A 22,177-nucleotide genomic window follows, 5' to 3' on the forward strand; every position below is an offset into this window, starting at 1 on the left:
ACGCGGATCGGCGCGAAAGGCGGCTTTGCGGGGCTTACATATTCAGCTAAGGGCGTGGTTTAAAAATACCGAAGGGACGTCCTACAGGCAGGAACGTATGGCCAAAATGGGCATTCAGAACTGCGGCTCCTGTACCGTACAATGAAAGCAGACCAATCCCCATTTCAGCATAAGCTGCGAGGGTATGGAACACCTCTGGAGCAACGCCGAATGCATCGAAGCTAAGACCTAGGAATAGAAAATCAATCAGGACAAAGATAAAGAATAGGACCTTATGCGTCTCCATGGCGCCAATGGTCATGAATAGCGTGAAAATAAGATAACCCGCAAAGGCAAAACCGAGCTGCTTGCCATCTACAGCAGATGCCAGCTCTGATCCGAACACGCCCATTTTAATCATCCAGCTACTGGCTACGGCTAACCAGAAGAAGGCATAAGCACCAAATGCCGTCATGCCAAAGGTGTTGTTATGCTTTGCATCCTGAATGCAGGCAAACAGCTGTGCGAAGGCACCGAGGAAAATAGCCCAAGGGATGATAAAGCTTAAGCCCTCAGTAAGGCCAAGCTTTTGGGATGAAGCCACAAGCGTTACAATAGCCAAGCCAAACAGACCGATCGCACTCGGATCGGCCGTTATGATTTTTACGTTAGAATGAGATTCGTTTTGCATGAAAAAATACAAGCCCCCAAATATTCAAGTACGCGTTATTCTGCCGATGCCAGAATCACACTGACATATTGTAACGGAAACGGACGTACTCGCATAGTACATAATTCTCCTACCGATTGCGGTTGCCTGTATTCACATTATTACTCCCACCCTCAATACTGACTGATTTGCCTGAAGTATCTGTGATGTTGTCCTTAATTTCATTGGAGTTGGAATCGGTGACACGTATTCCTATGTTGGAGAATCCAGAGTACGTGGTCATTTCGTTACCAATAATTTTATTGTTGTTTGCGTTAGCAAGGCGAATGATTGCGTCAGGATTAAGTGAAGAATTGGTTTGGATAAATTCATTGTCTGTGAAGGTATTGCCATCCGATTGGACCAGAAGTCCTTGCAGAGATGCATTTTTTACGGTGTTTTCGTATACATTGTTGCCTGTTGCTCCAGTCAGTACAAAGATTCCGCGCGGGTAATTTTCAATTACATTATTGTTAACGGTATTGTTGGCCCCATTATTAGGGATGCGAATGCCTGCATAGCCGTCAGATTGATGGGTCTTGTTGATAATTTGGTTGCCGGTGACCGTCGTGTAGGTTGCACGTGACAGATTGATTCCACTGCCGCCGCCCGAATTGGTAATCTGGTTATTCGTAATTTTGACGTTACGGAACTCACCTGCCGGAAAGCTTTCGTGTCCGGTGGCAATGGCATGTCCATTATTCCGGTCAAAGCGGCTGTTGGTAATCTCTGAATCTCTCGTTCTGCGAAGAAGGGCTCCAATCGTGGTATCGCGAATTTCCACGCGATCCAGCGTGAGGTGCGAGACGGCCACATCTATAATCATACCACCTACCTGACTTTCGCCACGGGCTTCACGATTCGCACGGTCTGCGTCAATGGTGAGATTAGATAACTTCACGTCTAGTCGGTCAGAATTGTTTCGTAGAATCGGATTCCCAATGACGTATTGGCTTTTAGGCCCTATCTTTTTGAAAATCGTTTTGCCCATTCCGTCACCGTTCAGACTAACCCCGGCATATAAACGAATAGATTCGTCAACCAAGTACGTGCCTTTTGGGAAATAGACGGTTCCTTCCATTCCCTGGTCATAAAAATACTTTAACGCATTTTGGATTTCCTTTGACTGTGAGGTGTTTGAGTTGGCTTTAACTCCAAAGTCCGTAGCATTAATTACATTGTCAGCCGCTTGGGCCACATGGATGTTACCTGTAGAACCTTGAATAACAAACGCAATGATAGCTATGAGCAACAAGTTAAGCCTGACCTTCCGATTAAAGATGTTTGGCATATTACACACTCTCCTTAACAAAATAGTTGAATTAATTACAGAATTACCCTTTATATTTTCGGTCAAAATGGGTATTATTTCAAGTGTTTTTATATTTATTAAAAGGTATACTTTCAGCTAGCTTTAAGCTTGTTTTCATCTTGGCCGGGTACAATCAAGGCAATTTTCCTGGGGAGGATGTATAACGAATGAAAACGAAAAAGACCGTTTGGATTCCGGCAATGATTGCAGTTATAGTAGCAGCTTTGTTCGTAATCTACTATTACTACATGTCTTCAGTTTCCGGCGGGGAGGGGCATGGAGGCAACGGGGAAATACTCAAGACGTTGGGGACTATCTCTGTGTTCCTTGGGGCGGCCGCTTTCTCTTGGTTCTGGTTTAAGAAGAAGTTGAGATCGCCATCGGTGTTGGTTAGAAAGGCCGGGAAGTTGTTGCATTCCATGCATAAATTGCTGGGTTGGGCGACCTTAATCCTGGTTGTCGTTCACGGTGTCTATTTTTTGATTACCAAGCTTCAAGATCACAAAACTTACAGCGGGCTTGCGAGCTTTGCCATTTTGCTGGCGCTCGCCGGATATGGCTTCTTTATTAATAAAGTTCGTAACAAGTGGATGCGGACCGTGCATCGTTCACTCGGACTGCTGTGGGTTCCCGTGTTGCTGCTACATGCTGGCGGGTCCGCGATCATGGCGGTCATCGCCAGTCTTACAGTGGGGGTTCTTGTTTGGGTACTGGAAAAAAGCGTGGGGAAAACGACGAAGCCTGTCCCGGGGGGCCGATAATTAGACAAGCAGCCATTCGGCCATGAGTCATAAATCACCTGGCACGTTAGCAGGCTGTGTCACCAGCGATGGTTGGAAATAAAAGATCCGCTACCGAAAGAGGTTGCGGATCTTTTGTTATTTGGCGACAGTCTATTTTCTATAGCCCGGACCCGAGCCTGTCTGAAAGGCCATCTCCTTGGGGTATTCATATTTATAACAGCTGGGACATGCAGTTTGTGACATATATCTTCGTTTCTAACAGAGGCAGCGGCCCACGCAGGAGGAGGACTGGATGCATATGCATACGGTATGCGCAAAAATCCAAAAAGATAAGAGGGATGACTAGTGCCCATTGGAAAAATGAAAAAGCATAAAGAAATGCTGCAACATCCCGTTTTGCGTCCGCATTTACCTGAAACCCACTGGTTTACGGATTCAAGGACCTCGCGGATGCTGAATACCTATTCATCGGTCTTCATAAAGCCCAATCATGGAAGTGGTGGCAGCGGGATCATCCGGGTCAAGAGATTGAAAAAAGGATATGAGGTTCGTAGGGGCTCAAGCCGAAGGGTTGTTGGATCTCGTTTTGTTTTAAAGGCAATTAAGTCATACCAGAAATCTAGACACATGTATTTAGTACAGAAAGGGCTTCGGTTAGCTAAGTATCACGGGTCGATTTTTGACACCAGGATATACTTACAGAAACCAGGGAGGAGATGGGTAATTTCCGGCGCGGCCGCCCGTGTCGCGGCACCTCATAAGTATGTTACCAATTATCTTAAAGGAGGGCATGCAGTATCTTTGCATCGAGCTCTTTTCAGCCTTTTTAAGCACAACCGTACGAAAGCAGATGCCTATTATCATAGAATCTCCAAGCTATCCGTCATCATTGCCAAAACGATTAATAAACGGCATCCGGTTCGCGAATTGGGGGTCGATATTGCCATAGATAAAAAAGGCCATATTTGGATTATAGAGGCCAATTCACACCCCGGACATATGCTGTTTACTCAGCTTTCCGATCCTACTATGATCAACACGATCATGAGAAACAAGAGTATTATTTGGAAGTAGATTCCTTGCACGTTATTTTTAGGGGAGAAGGAGAAGCTTCAATGAAAAAAACAAAGCAGCTTAGAGATTTGGTCCATTCTCAAACACTGGAGTTTATCATGGAAGCCCATAATGGTCTGTCAGCCAGAATTGTGGAGGAGGCGGGGTTTAAAGGAATTTGGGCCAGCGGGTTATCCATCTCTGCAGCGATGGGAGTAAGGGACAGCAATGAGGCCTCATGGACGCAGGTGTTGGATGTTTTGGAATTCATGAGTGATGCTACCTCCATCCCGATTTTGCTGGACGGAGATACGGGGTACGGCAACTTCAATAATGCAAGGCGGCTGGTGAAGAAACTGGAGCAGCGTCATATTGCAGGGGTTTGCATCGAAGATAAGCGGTTCCCCAAAACGAATTCTTTCATCAACGGTCAAGAGCAGACTTTGGCTGATATCGAGGAGTTTTCCGGGAAAATTAAAGCGATGAAGGATACACAAACGGACGCGGATTTTACGGTGGTGGCCAGAGTAGAGGCATTTATTACCGGGAAAGGGCTTAAAGAGGCGCTGCAGAGGGCGGAGGCCTACCGGAAGGCAGGAGCCGATGCCATATTTATACACAGCAAAAGATCGGATGCCTCAGAGATTGAAGCGTTCATGAAGGAATGGGCCGGAAGATTGCCGGTAGTGATCGTGCCTACCAAATACTATACAACCCCAACCGTCAGGTTTCAGGAGATGGGGATCAGCCTTGTGATTTGGGCAAACCATAATTTGAGAGCATCCATCCGAGCCATGAAACAATTATCTGACCGAATTTATCGGGATGAAAGCCTTGTCCATATCGAAAAGAGCGTTGCAACCCTCGAAGAAGTATTCCGGCTTCAAGGGGTCGAGGAGCTGCACGCTGCGGAACGTAAATACCTCCCATCGTCAGAACCGGATTCGGGTGAGCACGTATAATGGACACGAAATTGTTAGGAGAAGAGCTGAAAAAATTAGGTTTTACCTTTTTCAGCGGTGTTCCATGCTCTTTCTTGAAAAGCTTGATCAATTATGCGATAAACGAATGTGATTATGTTGCAGCGGCTAACGAAGGGGATGCGGTCGCCATTGCATCTGGAGCTTATATAGGTGGGAAGAAGTCGGTAGTCCTTATGCAAAATTCAGGGCTGACCAACGCTATTTCGCCATTGACCTCTCTTAATTACCCTTTTCATATTCCGCTGCTTGGATTTGTCAGCCTGCGCGGAGAACCGGGGATACCTGACGAACCTCAGCATGAACTGATGGGCCGGATTACAACGCAAATGCTGGATGTGATGAATGTGGAATGGCAATATCTCTCCAAGGATTTAGAAGAGGCCAGAAATCAGCTGATCCAGGCTAATGAGCAAATTGCCCGGCGTCGCTCGTTCTTTTTTGTTGTTAAGAAAGGGACGTTCGACAAAGAGCCATTGCAAAAACTGCAAACCTCCATTCATTTAAATCAGATCCGACAGCATGGTCATGCGGACCATCAAATGCCTACACGGTATGATGCATTATCTGCGATTAACTCCATCAAAGACGATGATACCATACAGCTCGCAACAACTGGTAAAACCGGGCGTGAGCTGTATGAAATTGAAGATGCGGCTAACAACCTGTACATGGTAGGTTCTATGGGATGCATCGGTTCCTTGGGGCTTGGTTTGGCTCTGAGCCAACCAAGCAAAGATATCGTCGTGATTGACGGAGACGGATCTCTGTTGATGCGTATGGGGAGCCTGGCAACCAACGGCTATTATCATCCAGCCAATATGGTTCATATTCTGCTCGATAATAACGCTCATGAATCAACAGGCGGGCAGAGTACGGTATCCCATAATGTCGATTTCATAGACATTGCCGCTTCCTGCGGGTATACAAAGTCGATTCATGTTCACAGTCTCGAGGAACTGAGGGCCTGTTTACAAGAATGGAAAGTGGATAAAGGACTTACGTTTTTGTACCTGAAAATATCCAGGTATTCCAAGGATCAGCTTGCTCGTCCGCATATGAAGCCTCATGAAGTAAAAGAACGTCTGCAGCGATTTATTCATAACAGTCCTTTGAAGGACAAGGAAGTGGGCGGTTCATGAGTTCTCCCGTCAAGAAAAACATTTTGCTTACCCCTGGTCCGGCAACGACTACAGAAAGCGTGAAATGGTCACAGGTGGTTCCGGATATTTGTCCTCGTGAAGCCGAGTTTGGCCAAATCATGGAGTATATTTCTACAGAGCTTACCCGGCTGGTCGGAGACCCGGATCATTATGCGACCGTATTGTTTGGCGGGTCGGGTACTGCAGCGGTGGAGTCCATCATCAGTTCGGTGCCGAATCACGATGCGGTGATCATTGTCAGCAATGGAGCCTATGGAAAACGGATGTGCGAGATAGCGAAGGTTTATGGAGTGGAATATTTTGAATTCAAAAGTCCTCCCGATGATGCTATTGATTTGACTGAATTAGAGAGGTATATCCAATCTTCTGAACGCACCGTCTCCCATCTGGCCGTCGTTCATCACGAGACGACAACTGGCCTGCTTAACAAGGTGAAGGATATCGGAGAATTATGCAAAAGGTATCAAATCGACATGATCGTGGATGCCATGAGCTCATTTGCGGCCATTCCAATTCAATTAAAGGAAATGAATATTGCCTACCTGGCGGCAAGCTCCAACAAAAACTTACAGGGAATGGCCGGGGTTTCGTTTGTGATCGCCGAAAAAAGCAAATTGGAGCATTTGAAAGGCCAGAAGCCAAGAAGCTATTATTTGAATTTGTATGCTCAATACAACTATTTTGTGGAACATGGACAGATGCGGTTTACACCTCCAGTCCAAACCTTATATGCGCTTAGGCAAGCGATTGAGGAATTAAAGCAAGAAGGGGTGGATAAAAGGTACGAGAGGTACGCGACATCCTGGAAAACCTTAATTAACGGGTTAACCCGCTTAGGTCTAACCTATATCATTCCCGAGGAGCATCACTCCAAAATCATTACTTCCATTCTTGAGCCTCATTGTGCAGGTTATGATTTTCAATCTATGCATGATTATTTTTACAGCAAGGGCATTATGATCTATCCCGGCAAACTTGAGAAACTAAATACGTTCCGAATTGCCAATATAGGTGATATCACGTATAAGGAAATGGAGTTATTTTTGGAATTGCTTGAACGCTATCTCAGTAGCATAAAATGCGGATGAGAAAGGTGGAGTCCCATGGCATCAGCGACAAAGGATAAGTGGTATAAATATTTGTTATTGAGAAGGCATGCGTCTCTGAGGTCTTACGTTCCCGAAACAAAGCTCCTGGATAGGTATAATTTTTCGAAACTTCTCTCCAAGTATGGGCATGTTATCGTAAAACCGGTGTGGGGGAGTCGTGGCCGGGGGATCTTTCAGGTCTCCTGGGTAGGAAACCATAAGTACATCGTACACTACGAGAATAAAAGAGTTTTAGTACAGGGCAGAACCAATACGTATCATTATATTAGAAGAAAAATCGGGAACGCCAGTTATATGGTTCAACGCAGAATTACCCGTCCGACCATCAACAAACGCCCTTTTGATATGAGAGTCATCATTCAACGGAGAATTAACTCATCTGTATGGGTAGTCACAGGCAAGGTTATCAAAGTTGCAGGCAAAGGCTATTTTGTTTCCAACAATACACGGAGTAAGGGAACATTATACCATTTTAAATCCGGCATTCGACAATCTTCCATTCGACACCTGTCTGCCAGTGCATTAGAGTCCCATATTGATCGTGTTTCCATCCGTTCCGCGAAGAGATTAAGCACTTTTTTCCCTGGGCACCGTATATATGGACTGGACATTGGAATAGACCGAAAAGGACGTATCGGGATTATTGAAGCTAATCTTTTTCCGGCAAGATCCCATTTCCGTAAGCTGAAGGATAAAACGATGTATCACCGCATTACGGATTACCAAAACGGTTGATACAAAATGACTGTACCTTATCTCGTGAACAGATTACGAAAGAGGCTATAGACAATCAAGAGGTGGCTCTGTGTATTCATCAGGGTCATCTTTTTTTATGTCCATCGGTATCTGCCTGGGTTATTTGTCATCGTTGGTCCGTCCCTTTGATGATCTTCAATGGTGTTACCTTCATATTTGTGATAGTATGTACACCTATATACAATGAGGAAGTGACACAATGATCAATATAACGATTCCCACCCCGGACATTACGATTACCAAGCAGGTTAACCCTGAGCTCAGCCATATTTACGGGTTTACAGATTTTCACCTGATCCCTAGAGACAAGGCTGGTATCTTTATGTTCTATAACGCGCAGGAGGAATTGCTGTTCGTTGGTAAAGCAAGAAAGCTGAGACAAAGAATTAAAAAGCATTTTGAAGATACGGTATCGCCGATGAAAGCGTATCGGAATGAAGTGGTGATTATCGAGGTTTGTATTGTGGAAGATGCGGTAGAACGAGAAATTTATGAAACCTACATCATCAATTCACAAAAGGCCAAGTATAACGTCGAAAAAGTGTTTTTCAAGTAATGGAGTGACCCGGTATGCAATATAAAAGAGCAATAAGCTGCAGTAGTTGTACTGCCCTTATTGCTCTTTTATTATTAGTACATGTAGATTCCTCCAGAGGGGGTTCCCTGGTATGAATAAAACAGACCGTTTGCTAGCGATTGTGCTAGAGCTGCAACGCAAGCATATTTTACGGGCAGAGGATTTGGCGGCTATATTTGAAACGAGTGTAAGAACCATCTATCGGGATATACAGGCTTTAAGCGAATCGGGTGTACCGATTGTGGGAGCATCAGGCATCGGATATTCCTTAATGGAGGGCTACTTCCTGCCGCCAGTGAGCTTTAACGTGGAAGAGGCCGTAGCGTTGCTGATAGGAACAGATTTTGTCGAGCAGAAATTTGATACAGAATACGGCAGCAAGGCGCAATCTTCCCGACGGAAGATCGAAGCTATTTTACCGGAGAGCATTCGCAGGGAGGTTTCGCGGGTGCGTACCACCATCAGGCTGTTCGCAGGGGGTAAAGGAGTAGATCCCAGAGAAAAAACCTATCTGGAAACGCTGCGTCTCGCTATATTGGAAAAACAAAAGGTACGCTTCGGCTACTCCAAAAGAATGCCAGAGGCCGATGGGAATCGTCAAAGTGTGCGTGTAGTTGCACCCTACGGTCTTGTATTGTTTCATGGTTCGTGGGTTTTGATGGGGCAATGTGAATTACGGCAGCAGCTTCGCCACTTCCGCTTGTCCCGTATGGACGAGCTGACCGTGCTGGAGGACAGGTTTCAGCTCCCTGTCGATTTTAATTTACAGGATTACAAGCAAGTCGATGACCGTCATGTGTATGTTCGTATATTAGCCCATCCACATATCGCAGATAAAGTGAGGGAAGCGAGCAATTTTTACATGGAGACCATGGAGGAGCGTGCAGATGGATTGCATGTACTCTTTCGCGTGAGGCAGCCGGAGGAATTACTGCAATGGATACTCGGATGGGGTGCGGATATGGTCGTTCTGGAGCCTGAGACCCTTCGGGAGCGAGTACGTGCAGAAGTCGAAAAAATGTTGAAATGCTACTGACATACTGCTGTCAGTAGCATTTGTGTATAGTAAAGCTACTTGATGAAAAGGGGTGTATTTAAGTATATGAATACAACTGAAACTTTACAGCGTTTTGAAGAAACGGTACAACACTATCTCCATGAATTGGACGGCTTTAGCTTGGAGCAATTGCAGTATACACCGCAGGAGGGTGAATGGTCACTTGGGCAAATGTACCTTCACTTGGTGAATTCTGCCCTTCATATGCAGCTTAAAAATATCGAGCTTTGCCTAAAGCCAAATGGTGAGATGGGGGCTAAAACGGAGGCGGGCACAGCCGTTTTTGATCTGGGAGGTTTTCCGCCAGTGCGTATCCAGGTCCCACCATCTCCGCAGTACACTCCTCCGCAACCGACGAGTAAAGAAGACATTGTGGAGGGATTACAGGCCGTGGTCCGCCAAATGAGAGAGGTTGAACCTGTTCTCCGTAAATCGTCAGAAGGGTGTACCATCGCTCATCCCAGATTTGGTGCGTTGAATGCCAGGGAGTGGTTTATGCTTATCGAGATGCATTATCGGCATCATCTCTTGCAGAAGGAGCGTTTGAAGCACGCAATAGCCGGTTAATCGTCTCCCGGCGCAGCCCGATGAATTGTCCGATTTCCTCTTGTGTCAGCACGTCCGTTAATGTGGCGGGTGCAATATAGGAGTGGAACCAGTTCTGAAGTTTCCGAAGCTTTTCAGCAGGCGAAACTTCAGTGAGCTGGTCGATCCGTTGCTGCATCATGCGCAGTTTGTCTTGTAGCTGCAAAGCGATAGCCTGGCATTGTGTCGGGTCCTGCTCTAGCGATTGATACCATTCCTTTTGTGACAGAACCTCAATCTCACAGGATACCAGTGTGATCGCTGTACCATAATACGGATTGGGGCTGATTAGGGAGTGATGCGGGATGATTTCATCGGGCACAATAACGTTGACTAAAATTTGCGAGCCATCCTCGTGGACTCGGATGATTTTTAACAAGCCACTCTTTAGCCGATACAGAGGGCCGGATTCCCCTTGTCGAAATAGGGTTTCACCTTTGTGTAATATCATGAACGTGTGCAGCCTCCATTCCATGTACCTGCATTTTGCATCATTCGATTTCAGTTTTTTAGATAAATCCCCCGTTGACGCGGATCGTCTGCCCGGTAACCCATTGTGATTTGGCGCTGACCAGAAACTCAATCACATCTGCAATATCCTCGGGTTCACCTAGACGGCCGAACGCATTCAGCTTTTTCATACCTTCGATTTGCTGCGCGGTTTTCCCTTCTTGAAAAAGCTCGGTATTTACAGGGCCGGGAGCCACCGCATTAATCGTAATATATTTATTTCCGAACTCTTTCGCAAGCTGGCGGGTAAATTGTTCAACGGCACCTTTAGTACCTGCGTATACGCTGTAGGCCGGGAACATTTGTCCAATTACGGACGTGGACAGGTTTACAATTCTTCCGTGGTTCTCCATATGCTTCATCGCCTGCTGGCAAGCAAAGAAGGTGCCTTTTACATTCAGTGCAAACTGTTTGTCAAAATCGGCTTCTGTCACGTCTGCAAGCGGCTTGGTAATCATCAGTCCGGCATTGTTAACTAGAATATCCAATCTGCCAAATTCAGCAATGGTATTCGTAAATAATGCTTCAATATCACTTATCTTGCCCAGATCGGCGTGGAGCGCGATAGCTTTGCCGCCTTTTTGTATAATACCTTCTACGACCTGTTGGGCTTTATCCGGGCTGCTGGCATAATTAATAACTACATGGGCGCCCAGTTCCGCCAGTTGCTCTGCAATGACACGTCCAATTCCTCTTGATGATCCGGTGACAATCGCTATTTTTCCGTCCAAATGTTTCATAAGTATTCAACCTACCTTCCATATATTTTTTAAGAGATTCCATTTTCCAAAAGCGCCCACACATCCAAAAACTCTTGTTCTATTTTAGGATTCTTCCATTCGTAAGCATGAGCAGGGTGATGAAAACGGGCTGTAGCATAAAAAAGAGTACGAGCCAGTTGAGTGGGCTGATCCGATGTGATGCCCTCCCGTGTAATGATATCAACGAGTTGCCCAACAATATGGTCTATATGCTGTTCGATTAAATCAGCCGCTTGCTCGGTGACTCGGGTATACATCCGGAACATCTCCTCGTCATCACGGGCGTAGTAATGCTTGAGTTCGACCAAAGTCTGTAAATATCGTTTTAAAAGGGCTACGCCTGTTAAGGATGAATCCAGGCACACCTTCGACAGTGGAGCGATAATCTTTTCATTCAGCCATTTTTCGGTCACACCTTCGAGAAGTTCAGCTTTGCTATTAAAATGTCGGTAGATGGTGCCATGACTCACACCTAATACTTTAGCCACATCGGTCACGGAGGTTTTAGCTATACCAAAACGCCTGAGCGTTTCTTCTGTCGCGCTAAGAATCTGTTCCTTAGTTAACACATCTGAGATCTTTTCCATAGAGACACGACTTATTTGCCGTGTAATTCACCTCCTTGCAATCAGGATAACACAAAGAGTATCGAATGACAAAAAATAATATTTGTCACTTGATACTCTTTTCTGAACATATTTAAAGGAGACAGCAGAGAAGCTATAACAGTGATTGGATGACAGCTTCTATGGCAGAGAGCTCTGTCGTTACTTCAAACCTTTCTCTTACACGACCATCACGATCAATCAGGAATTTGGAGAAATTCCACTTGATCCCGTCGTCAGCGTAGATATCCGGATGCTTATCCCGAAGAAAGCTATCCATGAATTGGCCTTCCTTGCTTTGGCGATTGAAGCCATGGAATGGTGCCTGCTGCGTCAGATATTGAAATAAGGAAAGAGAAGAAGGACCTCTTACATCCGTTTTCTCAAATAGTGGGAACGTTACGCCATGTTCATTTTGGTAGATTTCCTGCAATTCCGAGTGGCTTCCCGGCTCTTTTTCATTGAATTGATTACATGGAAACGCAAGAATTTCAAAGCCTTGTCCCCTCTGACTTTCGTAGAGCTTTTGCAGATCAGCAAATTGGCTGGAGAAGCTGCATTTGCTGGCTGTATTTACGATGAGGAGAACTTTTCCCCTATACTCTGAGAATTCAACCGGTTCCCCGTAAATTGAGGTTGCCTGGAAATTATAAATGGACATGTTAATATTCCTCCTCACGGTATTTTAAATACATCATATATCTGAAGGTGATATTGGTCTAATATATAAACGGAATCGGGTTTATAGTTAAACGCAATAATTGCGCCGTGTAATGCACACATTGGGCATCTCTCTTGAATCAAAAAGGTAGGATAGGAGGAGTTTGCCTCTTTCATAGCAAACTGTGGCATCCGCCGTTCCCAAGGTAGATTATGGATGCATATTCATGTAATGCGTGCAAAAACCCACAGAATAGAGGGATACTCGTGCCCATTGGAAAGATGATTCAATATAAGGAAATGCGACAACATCCCGTTTTAAGTTCTCATTTGCCGGAAACCCGTTGGATTAGCAATGCAAGGACTTTGCGCATGCTGGATGAACATCGGACGGTTTTCATTAAGCCTAATTTTGGAAGCGGGGGAACTGGTATTATACGGGCTAAAAAGCTGGGGAGAAGGTATGAGATTCGTTGCGGCTCCAGTCGAAGAATTGTCAGATCCCACGAGATGAGAAAAGCGATCAGAACCTATCGGAAGCCTCATCGCCGTTATTTGGTACAGCAAGGACTTCGGTTAGCGAAATACAAAGGTTCGATTTTTGATGCCAGGGTATATATGCAGAAGCCGGAGTCGGAATGGATCATTTCAGGAATAACTGGCCGTGTTGCCGCACCCCAAAGAGTGGTTACCAATTACCGCAAAGGAGGACATGCGGCACCGTTGTCCAAAGTGCTTTTAAAGGTCTTTAAACATGACAGAACGAAAATGAAAGAGACACTGGACCAGATCGTTGAACTTTCTAAAATGGTTGCCGACACGATAGATAAAAATCATCCGTTTCGCGAGCTGGGTATTGATCTTGCTATTGAGAAGAGTGGTCAAATCTGGATTATCGAGGCCAATCCGCATCCCGGACATAAGTTGTTCAAGCAGCTCCCCAATCATAAGATGATTCGCACTATTTTGAGAAACAAACGTCGGATTCAGCGTTGGGATAAAACTCATTGGTGAGATAAGAAGGAGGACGCCCAAGCAAAGGCGCGGGAGCGTTCTCCATTTGTTAAGTTCAATCTGTGCTCTAGACGGACATGATTTTTAGCAAAGCGTTTATGTTAGAGAGTGTCCTCCATCCACATGGAGAACGGTTCCGGTCACAAAATGATTTTGGATTAAATAAAGTACGCCTTGTGCAACATCCTCCGCATGCCCCACTCGTTTTACAGGGAGCTTATTTGCCACCGTATCATAGAACTGATTACGTGCATTTTCAGGCATTTTGCTGCGGGAAGGTGTATCAATTATGCCAGGTGAGACGATATTCACGCGGATCGGAGCAAGCTCCAGCGCCAAGGTTTGACCCAGATTCGAAACGGCTGCATTAACAGCACCAAGCGCTGAGGACCCAATCATCGGTTTGTATGCCACCACACCCGAAAATAAGGTAATGGACCCCTTGGCTGAAAGCTTGGGTGCTCCATATTTAGCTGCATAATATTGGCCCCAAAACTTGTTCTCGAATAGCTTGCGCGCTTGATCCGTTTCCAACTGGAGAAATGATCCACCGGATGTTTCTGCTGCGCTAATGACCAAATGATCATATTTGTCGACTTGTTCAAAAAAGGACTTTACCTGCTGCTCATCTGTTGTATCGAGCACATACGCTGCAGCCCGTGGGCCCAGCATTTCTTTGGCCTTGTGCAATTTATCTTCCGAACGGCTGGCGATAACCACTTCCGCACCCAGCGAAATAACTTGCTTGGCTGTCTCTAAACCAATACCAGAGCTTCCACCAATAATCACAATTTTTTGATCTTTCAATTCAATAACCTCCTATGTTAGCTGAATGTATTAATCATTGAATACGGCTTGTAGATGTGTATCAAGGTTAGTAATAAATTGGGGGATATTCGGGTTTTTAACGACGTCATAGCATGCAAAGCTCTTTAGAGGCTTCATGCCGAGAAATGTATGTGCAGAATGCAAATGACGGAGTGCTCCTTCCAAGCTATCGCCATTAAAAAAGCGAGCTGGATCATTAAAGGCTTTTTCCGGGGCATTCCAGGTCGTTGAGAACATATATTTTTTGTCGGTTAACAAGCCGCCGTTTCCATATTCACGAGCACCCGTGAAGAATACACCGTAAGCGTAAACTTCATCCATATAAGTCTTCAATAATCCTGGAACACTGAACCAATAGATAGGCGTTTGATAGATGACCACATCCGCCCATAGGAACTTTTCGTGTTCCTCGCTAATCGTATAGCCGTTTTGAATAGTCGTTGTTTTGATGTTGTTTTCTTTACTTAAGAGCCGCACCATATTGTCCATCAATGTTTGGTTCAATTTTCCTTCGGCCGCATCATACTTTTGATGACCATTAATGATGAGTATATTTTTCATTGCTCCATCTCCTTTTCCCTACTGTTTTTGTTGCCCTGTTCCCAACGGCTAATCACCTCCTCATGTTAGAGAAAGTGTTCTTTGCTACATTGATATTGTATATGTATTAAATTCATTTAGGGAAGTAGTGTTATTTAATTCATATAGTTTCCCTAAAGGAATTATTGTGGTACTATTGGGTTTAGCAGATATTTTTGGGAGGATGGTTCCTATGCACGTTCAAGAGCCAATTGAGTTAACCAAAGGGATACCAGGCGAGCCATGCCCTATTGCCCAGACGCTTGATTTAATTGGAACGAAATGGACCTTTTTAATCATTCGTGACCTTCTTATCGAAGGAACATTGCGATTTAGCCAGCTTTTGAAATCCATGAAGGGGATTAGTCCCAAAACGCTTTCTCTACGCCTGAAGGAGCTTGAAGATAATGGTCTGTTGGAGAGAAAGGTTTATCCCGAGGTTCCCCCGCGTGTTGAATATTCGTTAACAGAAAAAGGGAAGCGACTGGAGGGTATTTTTATTGAGCTGAAGAGATTTGGCTTAGATTTAAAAGCAGATCATTGAGGGAATACCAACGAGGCATAAAGTTCTTGTTGCTCTAAAAACAAATGGTGACCGCAACATTCCAGGGTATCGTTGAATGGACGATGCCTATTTGTTTTACGCTGAAAAAGAAAGCGCTGACTAGAGTGTTCACAAACTGTTCACTTATGTGAGGGTTTCGACTATTTATATAATAGCGAAGGTAAACAGAGGGGATGATGAGGGAGTGCCAACAACTAAAAAAGAAGAATTTTATGTTTGCTTTCCCTCTACAACTCTTAATTATGGGGCGCTTGTTTGCGAAACCTGTAAGCTTAAACGGAGTCAATGACGGAGTGTAATAGCATTACTAACCGCCTTCTTGTGGGAAGGCGGTTTTATTTTTATTACAGCGTTTGTCCGCTGTCTACCGTAATAATCTGGCCTGTCATGGCTTCCTGCTCCAAGGCAGAACACACCATGCTGGCGATATCATCAGGTGTGGAAATGCGCTGTAGAAGCAAATGAGGAGCCAACTGTTTCATTTGTTCTTCCCTGCCTGCCCACCATCTTGTCGCTACCGATCCAGGCACGATGCAATTGACCCGAATATCCGGTGCCAAAGCCTGTGCTAACGATTTCGTCAGTCCATGAACGGCTGCTTTGGATACGGCATAAGGCAGTGATGAGCCCAATCCTGTTTGTCCCGCGATACTTCCCAAATTGACAATAGCGCCTCGTTTGCTTTTTTTCATAAAAGGAGCTACGGCCCTGGCACAGTAAAACATGCCTTTTACATTTACATCCAAAAGTGCATCCCAAACTTCCTCAGTGGCTGCTTCCAGATCATCCATAGGAATATGCTTTGTAATACTGGCGTTATTCACGAGTACATCTACTGTTCCAAATTGCTGAACAATTTGATCGACCATGTTTCGGACTTCCTTGTCCTGGGAAACATCCGCCTGTAATGCGACAGCATGTCCACCTTGTTCAAGGATCATACGCACCGTTTCCTCGGCCTCCTGTTTAGAGCGCGAGTAGTTGACGATTACCGTGGCCTTTCGATGTGCCAACGCCAGACAAATGGCTCTCCCAATCCCTGTACCTCCGCCCGTAACCAGTGCTATTGTTTGTTGTAAATCCATCTTCATCACTCCTTATTTATCATTGTAGAGTATGTATTTAATTCTGTATAATTGAATTAATCGAACAGATGATTCAATAAAATTGAATTCATATGAGGAGTATGCATGTGGATACCAAAACGCTAAAAACATTTCAAATGATTGTGAAGTACGGTAGTTTTATTCGTGCAGCGGAAGAAATGAATTATGCACAATCTACAGTGACGATGCAAATGCAGAAGCTTGAAGCCGATATGGGAGTTCAACTGATTGAACGGGGCAAGAAAATAAAACTAACCGAAGCGGGCAGGCTGTTGTATGAGCAGAGCCTGCATATTGTACAGGACATGGAGCAATTGCAGAAGAACATGGAGGAGCTGCAAATGGGAACCGCAGGTCATATTCGTATAGGTGTGACCGAACCAACCGCCAGCTACCGACTACCGAGGATTCTAAAACGGTTCTTATCGAATTACCCGAACATTCGTATATCTGTTGAGTTTGGGAATACACCCACGCTAAGCGAGCGTATTCTTAAAGGGGATATGGATGTCGCGTTATGCTCCGCACCGGATTTGGGCACAGAACTATATTTTGAACCTTTGTTTAAGGAGAATTTTGTGGTTTTGATGCCTGAGCATCATCCCCTTGCAGAAAAGCAATGCATTGGACCAGCAGATTTGCAGGGACATCGCTTGCTTATTACGTCAACCATCTGTCCTTATCGTCGCAAGCTTGAAATGGTCATGAAGGAATATGGAATAACCACGTTAGATACGATGGAAATTGGCAGCATGACCGCTCTGAAAGCTTATGTGGAAAGCGAATTAGGTATTGCTCTTGTGCCGCAAATTCTGGTCAGTCCTGTCCCGGTAGGAACAGCGGTGAGGGAATTAAGCGGCAGCCTGATCGATATGACCTTCGGCCTTCTGTGTAAAGCAACAGAGGCTCCGCTAAAGCTGGCATGTGCAAGGCTGTATTCCGTGTTGAAGCAGGAGCTTGGGGAGCTATCCCCGGTGCATTAAGCCAGGGTAGGGCATAAATGGATTAAACCGACTGCGATACACAGTCGGTTCGTTTGTTACTTTTTCATAATCGGAATCCATACTTCACATCGGTAATCCTCTGCACGGCAATCCCCCATGGTATAGACTTCCAGCTCGGGGCCGCCTGAATGCTCATAATTGCTGGCAGGGAACCATTCCTGGAAAATTCTTTGCCATACCTTTTGGATCGAGTGAGGCATAGGGCCGATGGATGTAAATACGGCCCAGGTTGCAGCCGGAATGGTTCTGGCTTCTAGTCCGTTAGAAGCTGCTACGTCCTCACTGCCTTCTGCGGCAATCAGGTAGTTAAATGTCTCCTCCCCATGCTTCATGTCCAGACATATACCGAGTATATCATCTCCTGTTCCCAAGCCATGAATCCGATCTGATGTGCCATCTGCGTTAAGCTGGTCCCAGAATTTCGGGATTTCCCGAAAATTTTCACCGTTTTTAGTGGTAACTTGAATAGACTTGCCAATGACCGTAAAGGCCGCTTTCTCTACAATTTTGTAATCCATTTCCTGGTCTCCCTTCAACGATAGATGGAAGGTGATGCGTGGAAAGGCTTTCAGGTTAACCCCTGGGCTTCTCGCCTCAGAGGGAGATATACCGTGTACCTTTCGGAACGCTTTAGAAAAAGATTCGGGGGAATCATATCCGTATTTGAACGCAACATCCAATACTTTGGTGGTAGAAAGACTCAACTCCTGAGCAGCTAGGGTCAATCGACGTTTGCGCACATATTCTGCTACCGTGACGCCGGTCAGCATATAGAACATTCGCTGAAAGTGAAAGGGGGACGAATAAGCCGCCTTTGCAATTTCATCGATATCGAGGGGCTGCTGCATTCTCTCTTCCATCAGATCGAGCGCGTTCTTGATCCGAAGCAACCATTCCAATCACATCACCTTCTTTGGTTGTAATCATATCATTGGCGGTGTCCGTAATCCTGTCTTTACGTGCTTTTGTTGAACAGGATACCAACAGCCTGCCCCTTGTGTTCATAATTAAAATTTGGGACAATAGAAGAAGTGTTTGAATAGCGCAGAGCGCTCAAACATGCTATGATGCAATGATAGTTGAGACGAGTCGTGATGGCTAGGGTTTATATATAGAAATACGAATTTTAATGCTTTGAAAAGAGGATCGAACATGAAAAAAGAATCCATTTATGGATTAACGCTAGACCAATTGACAGCATGGCTCATGGAGCATGGACATAAGAAATCTCGTGCGTTGCAGGTATGGGACGCATTGTACCGGAAACGGATTACTGATTTTGCAGCGATGACGGAGGTTCATGAGAGCTGCGTTCGCCTGCTGGAAGAGCATTTTTCTATTGAAACGTTGGAGGAACATGTGAAGCAGCAGTCGGCGGACGGGACAGTCAAGTTTTTGTTCAGGCTACAGGATGGTAATTTAATAGAGACTGTATTGATGCGGCATAAGTTTGGACTGTCTGTATGTGTGACGACGCAGGTGGGCTGTAACATTGGATGCAGCTTCTGTGCGAGCGGACTGTTGAAGAAAAGTCGTGACCTGTCCAGCGGTGAAATTGTAGAGCAAATTATGAAGGTGCAGCTGTATCTGGACAAAGAACGTCCGGGCGACCGGGTCACTCACGTTGTTGTGATGGGGATTGGCGAGCCGTTTGATAACTTTGTGAACCTGTCCGATTTCATTCGGGTCATTAAGGATCATAAGGGACTGGCGATTGGCCCTCGGCATATTACCGTGTCCACAAGTGGCCTTGCCGATAAAATTATTGAATTTGCAGATTCCGATCTGCATGTCAATTTGGCGATTTCACTCCATGCGCCGAATAACGAGATTCGTACCCGCATTATGAAGATCAACCGGGCGATTCCGATTGAAAAGCTCATGCAGGCGATTGATTATTATCTGGATAAAACGAATCGTCGAATCACGCTGGAATACATTTTGCTGAAGGGTGTTAATGATGGTAAGGAGCATGCGCTGGAGCTGGCTGAGCTGGTTGGCCATCGTCGCAATCTGGCGAACGTGAACCTGATTCCTTACAATCCAGTGGATGAGCATAGCCAATATCAGCGGAGCGAGTCGGAATCCATTACAGGCTTCTATGATGTATTGAAAAAGCAGGGCATTAGCTGTAGCGTCCGGCTGGAACATGGGACCGACATTGACGCGGCCTGCGGACAGCTGCGCAGCAAGCAGATTCGCAAGGATGCCCAAGGCAGTCGCAATTCGGAACGCGAAGCCATTAGTTAAATCTACAGGCGTACTCTCTTACAGGAGTACGCTTTTTTTGTATCACAGACCAGAGGACAAAACATCATCTGGAATTGTGAAAATAGTCACGTAACAGTTGCTGTTTTTACGTTATAGTGAGTGGTTAGTGGAGGGGTTATATGGCTAACGTAATTTCGAATGTGGCACTTGTTCCGGGCATCTATGTGATGAAAATTGAGGGGACCTTTAAAGGAAAAATGGGGCAGTTTTACATGCTGCGCAGCGGAATGAATTATCCACTGCTACCCAGACCTATTAGCATTTATGATATCGGGGAAGATCATATTTCTTTTTTATACCGGGTTGTTGGAGAGGGGACAAGCTTGTTTTCCCAGCTACAGCCGGGTCAGGAGATTCAACTGGAAGGACCGTTCGGCAATGGTTTTCCGCAGGTAGAGGGAAGCTTGGCTTTAGTTGGCGGTGGAATGGGGACGGCCCCATTGCTGCTGGCTGCGAAGCATTACCCGCATGCGCACGTTTATCTGGGGTTTGCACAGCAAGCCTTCGGGGTTGAGGCATTTGAAGCTGTGGCGGAATCTGTGCAAGTCAAGGTTGGAGGAAGTATCATTGAACAGGTCGATCCGGCTCTCTATGTGAATATGTTTTCCTGCGGGCCGACGCCAATGCTGCAAGCGCTCGCGATGAAAACGGAGGGGACATCGTCGCGTTTATATATTTCAACAGAAAGACACATGGCCTGTGGTATTGGCGCATGTCTGGGCTGCACAATGCGTACCCGTGAGGGTAATCGTAGGGTATGTAAGGAAGGGCCTGTATTCCCGGTGGAGGAGGTGGAGTTTGATGATCTCCATGGCGTGTAATATTGCGGGTGTACCATTCAAGAACCCGATCATTATGGCTTCCGGCACGTTTGGCTTCGGGCGTGAATATGCAGAATTTTATTCTCCTGAATTATTGGGCGGCATCGTCGGCAAGGGACTGACCCTTCATCCGAAGGCTGGTAATACGGGATCACGAATACATGAGACTGCATCCGGTATGCTCAATAGTGTGGGGCTGGAGAATCCGGGGGTTGCCGCCTTTTTGAAGGATGAGCTGGATGACATGACTCGCTGGAACACGGCTGTTATTGCCAACGTAGGCGGCTCCAACCTGGAGGAATACGTTCAGGCCGTAGCTATGATTACGGAAAATGCGCAAAAACGCCGCACGATGAATCGCAGGGGCGTTGATATGCTGGAATTGAACATTTCATGTCCCAATGTCAAGCAGGGCGGGATGCAATTCGGTATCCAGACGGAGGTCGCGCGGGACGTTGTGCGGCAGGTGCGTAACGTAACGGCGCTCCCGCTGGTCGTCAAGCTGTCTCCCAATGCAGAAAACATCACACAGATGGCGGTTATGTGCGAAGAAGAAGGCGCAGATGGTGTTTCGCTGATCAATACATTTTCTGCGATGAAAATTGATATACGTCGTCGTCGGAGTGTCTTCGCCAACACGTATGCGGGTCTTTCCGGCCCGGCAATCAAGCCAATTGCTTTGCGCATGGTTCATCAGGTGGCGCAGGCGGTGTCAATTCCGGTAATCGGCATGGGTGGCATCAGTTCGGTGGAGGATATTATTGAATTCATTATGGCAGGGGCCGCTGCCATTCAGGTGGGAACGTATAATTTTGTCCATTTGCATGCAGGGGCCGAGCTAGTATACGGACTTGAACAATGGATGCAGCAGGAAAAGGTGCAGTCGTTGGATGAGATACGGGGAATCTTGTAATTTCGTACCTGTTTGCAAAACTTAAGCGTACAAAACCGGCTTGTCTTCTAAGGCAAGCCGGTTTTGTATTTTATTATACCGAAAGAGTCAAGCTCAACTAGTGGTTAATATCGCACTTGTTCAAGATGAACGAAATTTGATTTTCCAGCCGATGAATGGCTTCCTTGGAAGCTTGGTCGTGGGCACCTTGTTCCTGAAGCGCAGCGAGTTCCTGCTTGAGCTGATGAAGATCCTGCCCTGCATTGGCGCAGTTGTAATTACTTTCGAGATTCTGAATCATCTGATTGTCCTCCATTTCGTTAGGTATACGTCCTTATTATGGAGAATTGATTCTTCCTTATTCAGCATATGGTTTTATTTCAAATAGAGGCTACGTTTGTTGTCATTGGAGCTCTTAGAGCTTGCAGATTAAGAAGGAAATTGTCAAACGTTGTCGAATATCAAGGAATTATAGGACAGAAGACATGCTCTTCTTCCCAATGAAGAGCTTGAGAAAGAAGCTAGGTGATGGGGTTGA

The 22,177-nt window shown here is 45.7% G+C and carries 26 protein-coding genes; 15 read left to right on the top strand and 11 right to left on the bottom strand.

Annotation, left to right across the window (positions count from 1 at the left end):
• Positions 1 to 46: 46 nt before the first annotated feature.
• Together LCF57_RS20200 and LCF57_RS20205 are read right to left on the bottom strand one after the other, a co-directional pair.
• Complete coding sequence (locus tag LCF57_RS20200; protein ID WP_226002296.1) at positions 47 to 670, bottom strand: acetate uptake transporter; 624 nt, start codon at positions 668 to 670, stop codon at positions 47 to 49.
• 109 nt (positions 671 to 779) lie between these two features.
• Positions 780 to 1,979: a glycosyl hydrolase family 28-related protein gene (locus LCF57_RS20205; RefSeq protein ID WP_226002297.1), complete on the bottom strand. Its 1,200-nt coding sequence runs from the start codon at positions 1,977 to 1,979 to the stop codon at positions 780 to 782.
• A gap of 188 nt (positions 1,980 to 2,167) precedes the next feature.
• Between LCF57_RS20205 and LCF57_RS20210 the strand changes: the two genes are divergently transcribed.
• From LCF57_RS20210 to LCF57_RS20250, 9 genes are all read left to right on the top strand, one after another.
• Positions 2,168 to 2,761: a hypothetical protein gene (locus tag LCF57_RS20210; RefSeq protein WP_226002298.1), complete on the top strand. Its 594-nt coding sequence runs from the start codon at positions 2,168 to 2,170 to the stop codon at positions 2,759 to 2,761.
• 327 nt (positions 2,762 to 3,088) lie between these two features.
• Entirely contained in the window at positions 3,089 to 3,817 is a 729-nt protein-coding gene (locus LCF57_RS20215; RefSeq protein WP_226002299.1) for a YheC/YheD family protein, read from the top strand.
• Between the two features lie 41 nt (positions 3,818 to 3,858).
• Complete coding sequence (gene aepX, locus LCF57_RS20220) at positions 3,859 to 4,758, top strand: phosphoenolpyruvate mutase (RefSeq protein ID WP_226002300.1); 900 nt, start codon at positions 3,859 to 3,861, stop codon at positions 4,756 to 4,758.
• Positions 4,758 to 5,918, top strand: a complete 1,161-nt coding sequence (gene aepY / locus LCF57_RS20225; protein ID WP_226002301.1) for a phosphonopyruvate decarboxylase — start codon at positions 4,758 to 4,760, stop codon at positions 5,916 to 5,918. Before aepX ends, aepY begins: the two co-directional genes overlap by 1 nt.
• On the top strand, positions 5,915 to 7,027 hold the full coding sequence (locus tag LCF57_RS20230) for a 2-aminoethylphosphonate aminotransferase (protein ID WP_226002302.1): 1,113 nt from the start codon (positions 5,915 to 5,917) through the stop codon (positions 7,025 to 7,027). The genes aepY and LCF57_RS20230 overlap by 4 nt, the downstream gene beginning before the upstream one ends.
• A gap of 15 nt (positions 7,028 to 7,042) precedes the next feature.
• Entirely contained in the window at positions 7,043 to 7,783 is a 741-nt protein-coding gene (locus LCF57_RS20235; protein ID WP_226002303.1) for a YheC/YheD family protein, read from the top strand.
• A gap of 220 nt (positions 7,784 to 8,003) precedes the next feature.
• Positions 8,004 to 8,360, top strand: coding sequence for a nucleotide excision repair endonuclease (locus LCF57_RS20240; protein ID WP_226002304.1), 357 nt, complete (start codon positions 8,004 to 8,006; stop codon positions 8,358 to 8,360).
• A gap of 112 nt (positions 8,361 to 8,472) precedes the next feature.
• The gene (locus LCF57_RS20245; RefSeq protein ID WP_226002305.1) at positions 8,473 to 9,417 is read left to right on the top strand and encodes a helix-turn-helix transcriptional regulator; all 945 of its coding nucleotides are present in this window, start codon (positions 8,473 to 8,475) and stop codon (positions 9,415 to 9,417) included.
• A 66-nt stretch (positions 9,418 to 9,483) separates the two neighbouring features.
• Entirely contained in the window at positions 9,484 to 10,005 is a 522-nt protein-coding gene (locus LCF57_RS20250) for a DinB family protein (RefSeq protein WP_226002306.1), read from the top strand.
• On the opposite strand, the gene LCF57_RS20255 is transcribed toward LCF57_RS20250, so the two are convergent.
• The 4 genes from LCF57_RS20255 to LCF57_RS20270 all read right to left on the bottom strand — a co-directional run bounded on the left by LCF57_RS20255 (position 9,938) and on the right by LCF57_RS20270 (position 12,560).
• Entirely contained in the window at positions 9,938 to 10,474 is a 537-nt protein-coding gene (locus LCF57_RS20255) for a Crp/Fnr family transcriptional regulator (protein ID WP_226002307.1), read from the bottom strand. The genes LCF57_RS20250 and LCF57_RS20255 overlap by 68 nt on opposite strands.
• A gap of 58 nt (positions 10,475 to 10,532) precedes the next feature.
• Positions 10,533 to 11,273, bottom strand: a complete 741-nt coding sequence (locus tag LCF57_RS20260; RefSeq protein WP_226002308.1) for an SDR family oxidoreductase — start codon at positions 11,271 to 11,273, stop codon at positions 10,533 to 10,535.
• 29 nt (positions 11,274 to 11,302) lie between these two features.
• The gene (locus LCF57_RS20265; RefSeq protein WP_226002309.1) at positions 11,303 to 11,881 is read right to left on the bottom strand and encodes a TetR/AcrR family transcriptional regulator; all 579 of its coding nucleotides are present in this window, start codon (positions 11,879 to 11,881) and stop codon (positions 11,303 to 11,305) included.
• A gap of 133 nt (positions 11,882 to 12,014) precedes the next feature.
• Positions 12,015 to 12,560, bottom strand: a complete 546-nt coding sequence (locus tag LCF57_RS20270) for a glutathione peroxidase (RefSeq protein WP_226002310.1) — start codon at positions 12,558 to 12,560, stop codon at positions 12,015 to 12,017.
• Positions 12,561 to 12,826: 266 nt separating this feature from the next.
• Here LCF57_RS20270 and LCF57_RS20275 point away from each other — a divergent pair, with 266 nt between their 5' ends.
• A complete protein-coding gene (locus tag LCF57_RS20275) occupies positions 12,827 to 13,573 on the top strand; it encodes a YheC/YheD family protein (RefSeq protein ID WP_226002311.1) in 747 nt (248 codons plus the stop codon).
• A gap of 96 nt (positions 13,574 to 13,669) precedes the next feature.
• Here the strand turns inward: LCF57_RS20275 and LCF57_RS20280 are convergent, their stop codons facing one another.
• On the bottom strand, positions 13,670 to 14,380 hold the full coding sequence (locus LCF57_RS20280) for an SDR family oxidoreductase (protein WP_226002312.1): 711 nt from the start codon (positions 14,378 to 14,380) through the stop codon (positions 13,670 to 13,672).
• A 30-nt stretch (positions 14,381 to 14,410) separates the two neighbouring features.
• The gene (locus LCF57_RS20285) at positions 14,411 to 14,962 is read right to left on the bottom strand and encodes an NAD(P)H-dependent oxidoreductase (RefSeq protein WP_025716523.1); all 552 of its coding nucleotides are present in this window, start codon (positions 14,960 to 14,962) and stop codon (positions 14,411 to 14,413) included.
• A 211-nt stretch (positions 14,963 to 15,173) separates the two neighbouring features.
• Here LCF57_RS20285 and LCF57_RS20290 point away from each other — a divergent pair, with 211 nt between their 5' ends.
• Positions 15,174 to 15,524: a winged helix-turn-helix transcriptional regulator gene (locus tag LCF57_RS20290; protein WP_025716524.1), complete on the top strand. Its 351-nt coding sequence runs from the start codon at positions 15,174 to 15,176 to the stop codon at positions 15,522 to 15,524.
• 365 nt (positions 15,525 to 15,889) lie between these two features.
• On the opposite strand, the gene LCF57_RS20295 is transcribed toward LCF57_RS20290, so the two are convergent.
• Positions 15,890 to 16,630 carry an SDR family NAD(P)-dependent oxidoreductase gene (locus LCF57_RS20295; RefSeq protein ID WP_226002313.1) on the bottom strand — a complete coding sequence of 247 codons (741 nt, stop codon included), beginning with the start codon at positions 16,628 to 16,630 and terminating at the stop codon, positions 15,890 to 15,892.
• Positions 16,631 to 16,737: 107 nt separating this feature from the next.
• Between LCF57_RS20295 and LCF57_RS20300 the strand changes: the two genes are divergently transcribed.
• The gene (locus LCF57_RS20300; protein ID WP_226002314.1) at positions 16,738 to 17,634 is read left to right on the top strand and encodes a LysR family transcriptional regulator; all 897 of its coding nucleotides are present in this window, start codon (positions 16,738 to 16,740) and stop codon (positions 17,632 to 17,634) included.
• 56 nt (positions 17,635 to 17,690) lie between these two features.
• Here LCF57_RS20300 and LCF57_RS20305 read toward each other — a convergent pair whose 3' ends face one another.
• Positions 17,691 to 18,554, bottom strand: coding sequence for an AraC family transcriptional regulator (locus LCF57_RS20305; protein ID WP_226002315.1), 864 nt, complete (start codon positions 18,552 to 18,554; stop codon positions 17,691 to 17,693).
• Positions 18,555 to 18,807: 253 nt separating this feature from the next.
• On the opposite strand from LCF57_RS20305, the gene rlmN reads away from it, so the two are divergent.
• From rlmN to LCF57_RS20320, 3 genes are all read left to right on the top strand, one after another.
• Positions 18,808 to 19,905, top strand: coding sequence for a 23S rRNA (adenine(2503)-C(2))-methyltransferase RlmN (gene rlmN, locus LCF57_RS20310; protein ID WP_226002316.1), 1,098 nt, complete (start codon positions 18,808 to 18,810; stop codon positions 19,903 to 19,905).
• 140 nt (positions 19,906 to 20,045) lie between these two features.
• Positions 20,046 to 20,747 (top strand): dihydroorotate dehydrogenase electron transfer subunit, encoded by a 702-nt coding sequence (locus LCF57_RS20315; RefSeq protein ID WP_226002317.1) that lies wholly within the window; start codon positions 20,046 to 20,048, stop codon positions 20,745 to 20,747.
• Positions 20,728 to 21,660 (top strand): dihydroorotate dehydrogenase, encoded by a 933-nt coding sequence (locus LCF57_RS20320; RefSeq protein WP_152379891.1) that lies wholly within the window; start codon positions 20,728 to 20,730, stop codon positions 21,658 to 21,660. Before LCF57_RS20315 ends, LCF57_RS20320 begins: the two co-directional genes overlap by 20 nt.
• 97 nt (positions 21,661 to 21,757) lie before the next feature.
• Here the strand turns inward: LCF57_RS20320 and LCF57_RS20325 are convergent, their stop codons facing one another.
• Positions 21,758 to 21,940 carry a DUF2524 domain-containing protein gene (locus LCF57_RS20325; protein ID WP_226002318.1) on the bottom strand — a complete coding sequence of 61 codons (183 nt, stop codon included), beginning with the start codon at positions 21,938 to 21,940 and terminating at the stop codon, positions 21,758 to 21,760.
• Between the last annotated feature and the right edge of the window lie 237 nt (positions 21,941 to 22,177).

Source organism: Paenibacillus sp. BJ-4, from assembly GCF_020404765.1.
Taxonomy (GTDB): Bacteria; Bacillota; Bacilli; order Paenibacillales; family Paenibacillaceae; genus Paenibacillus.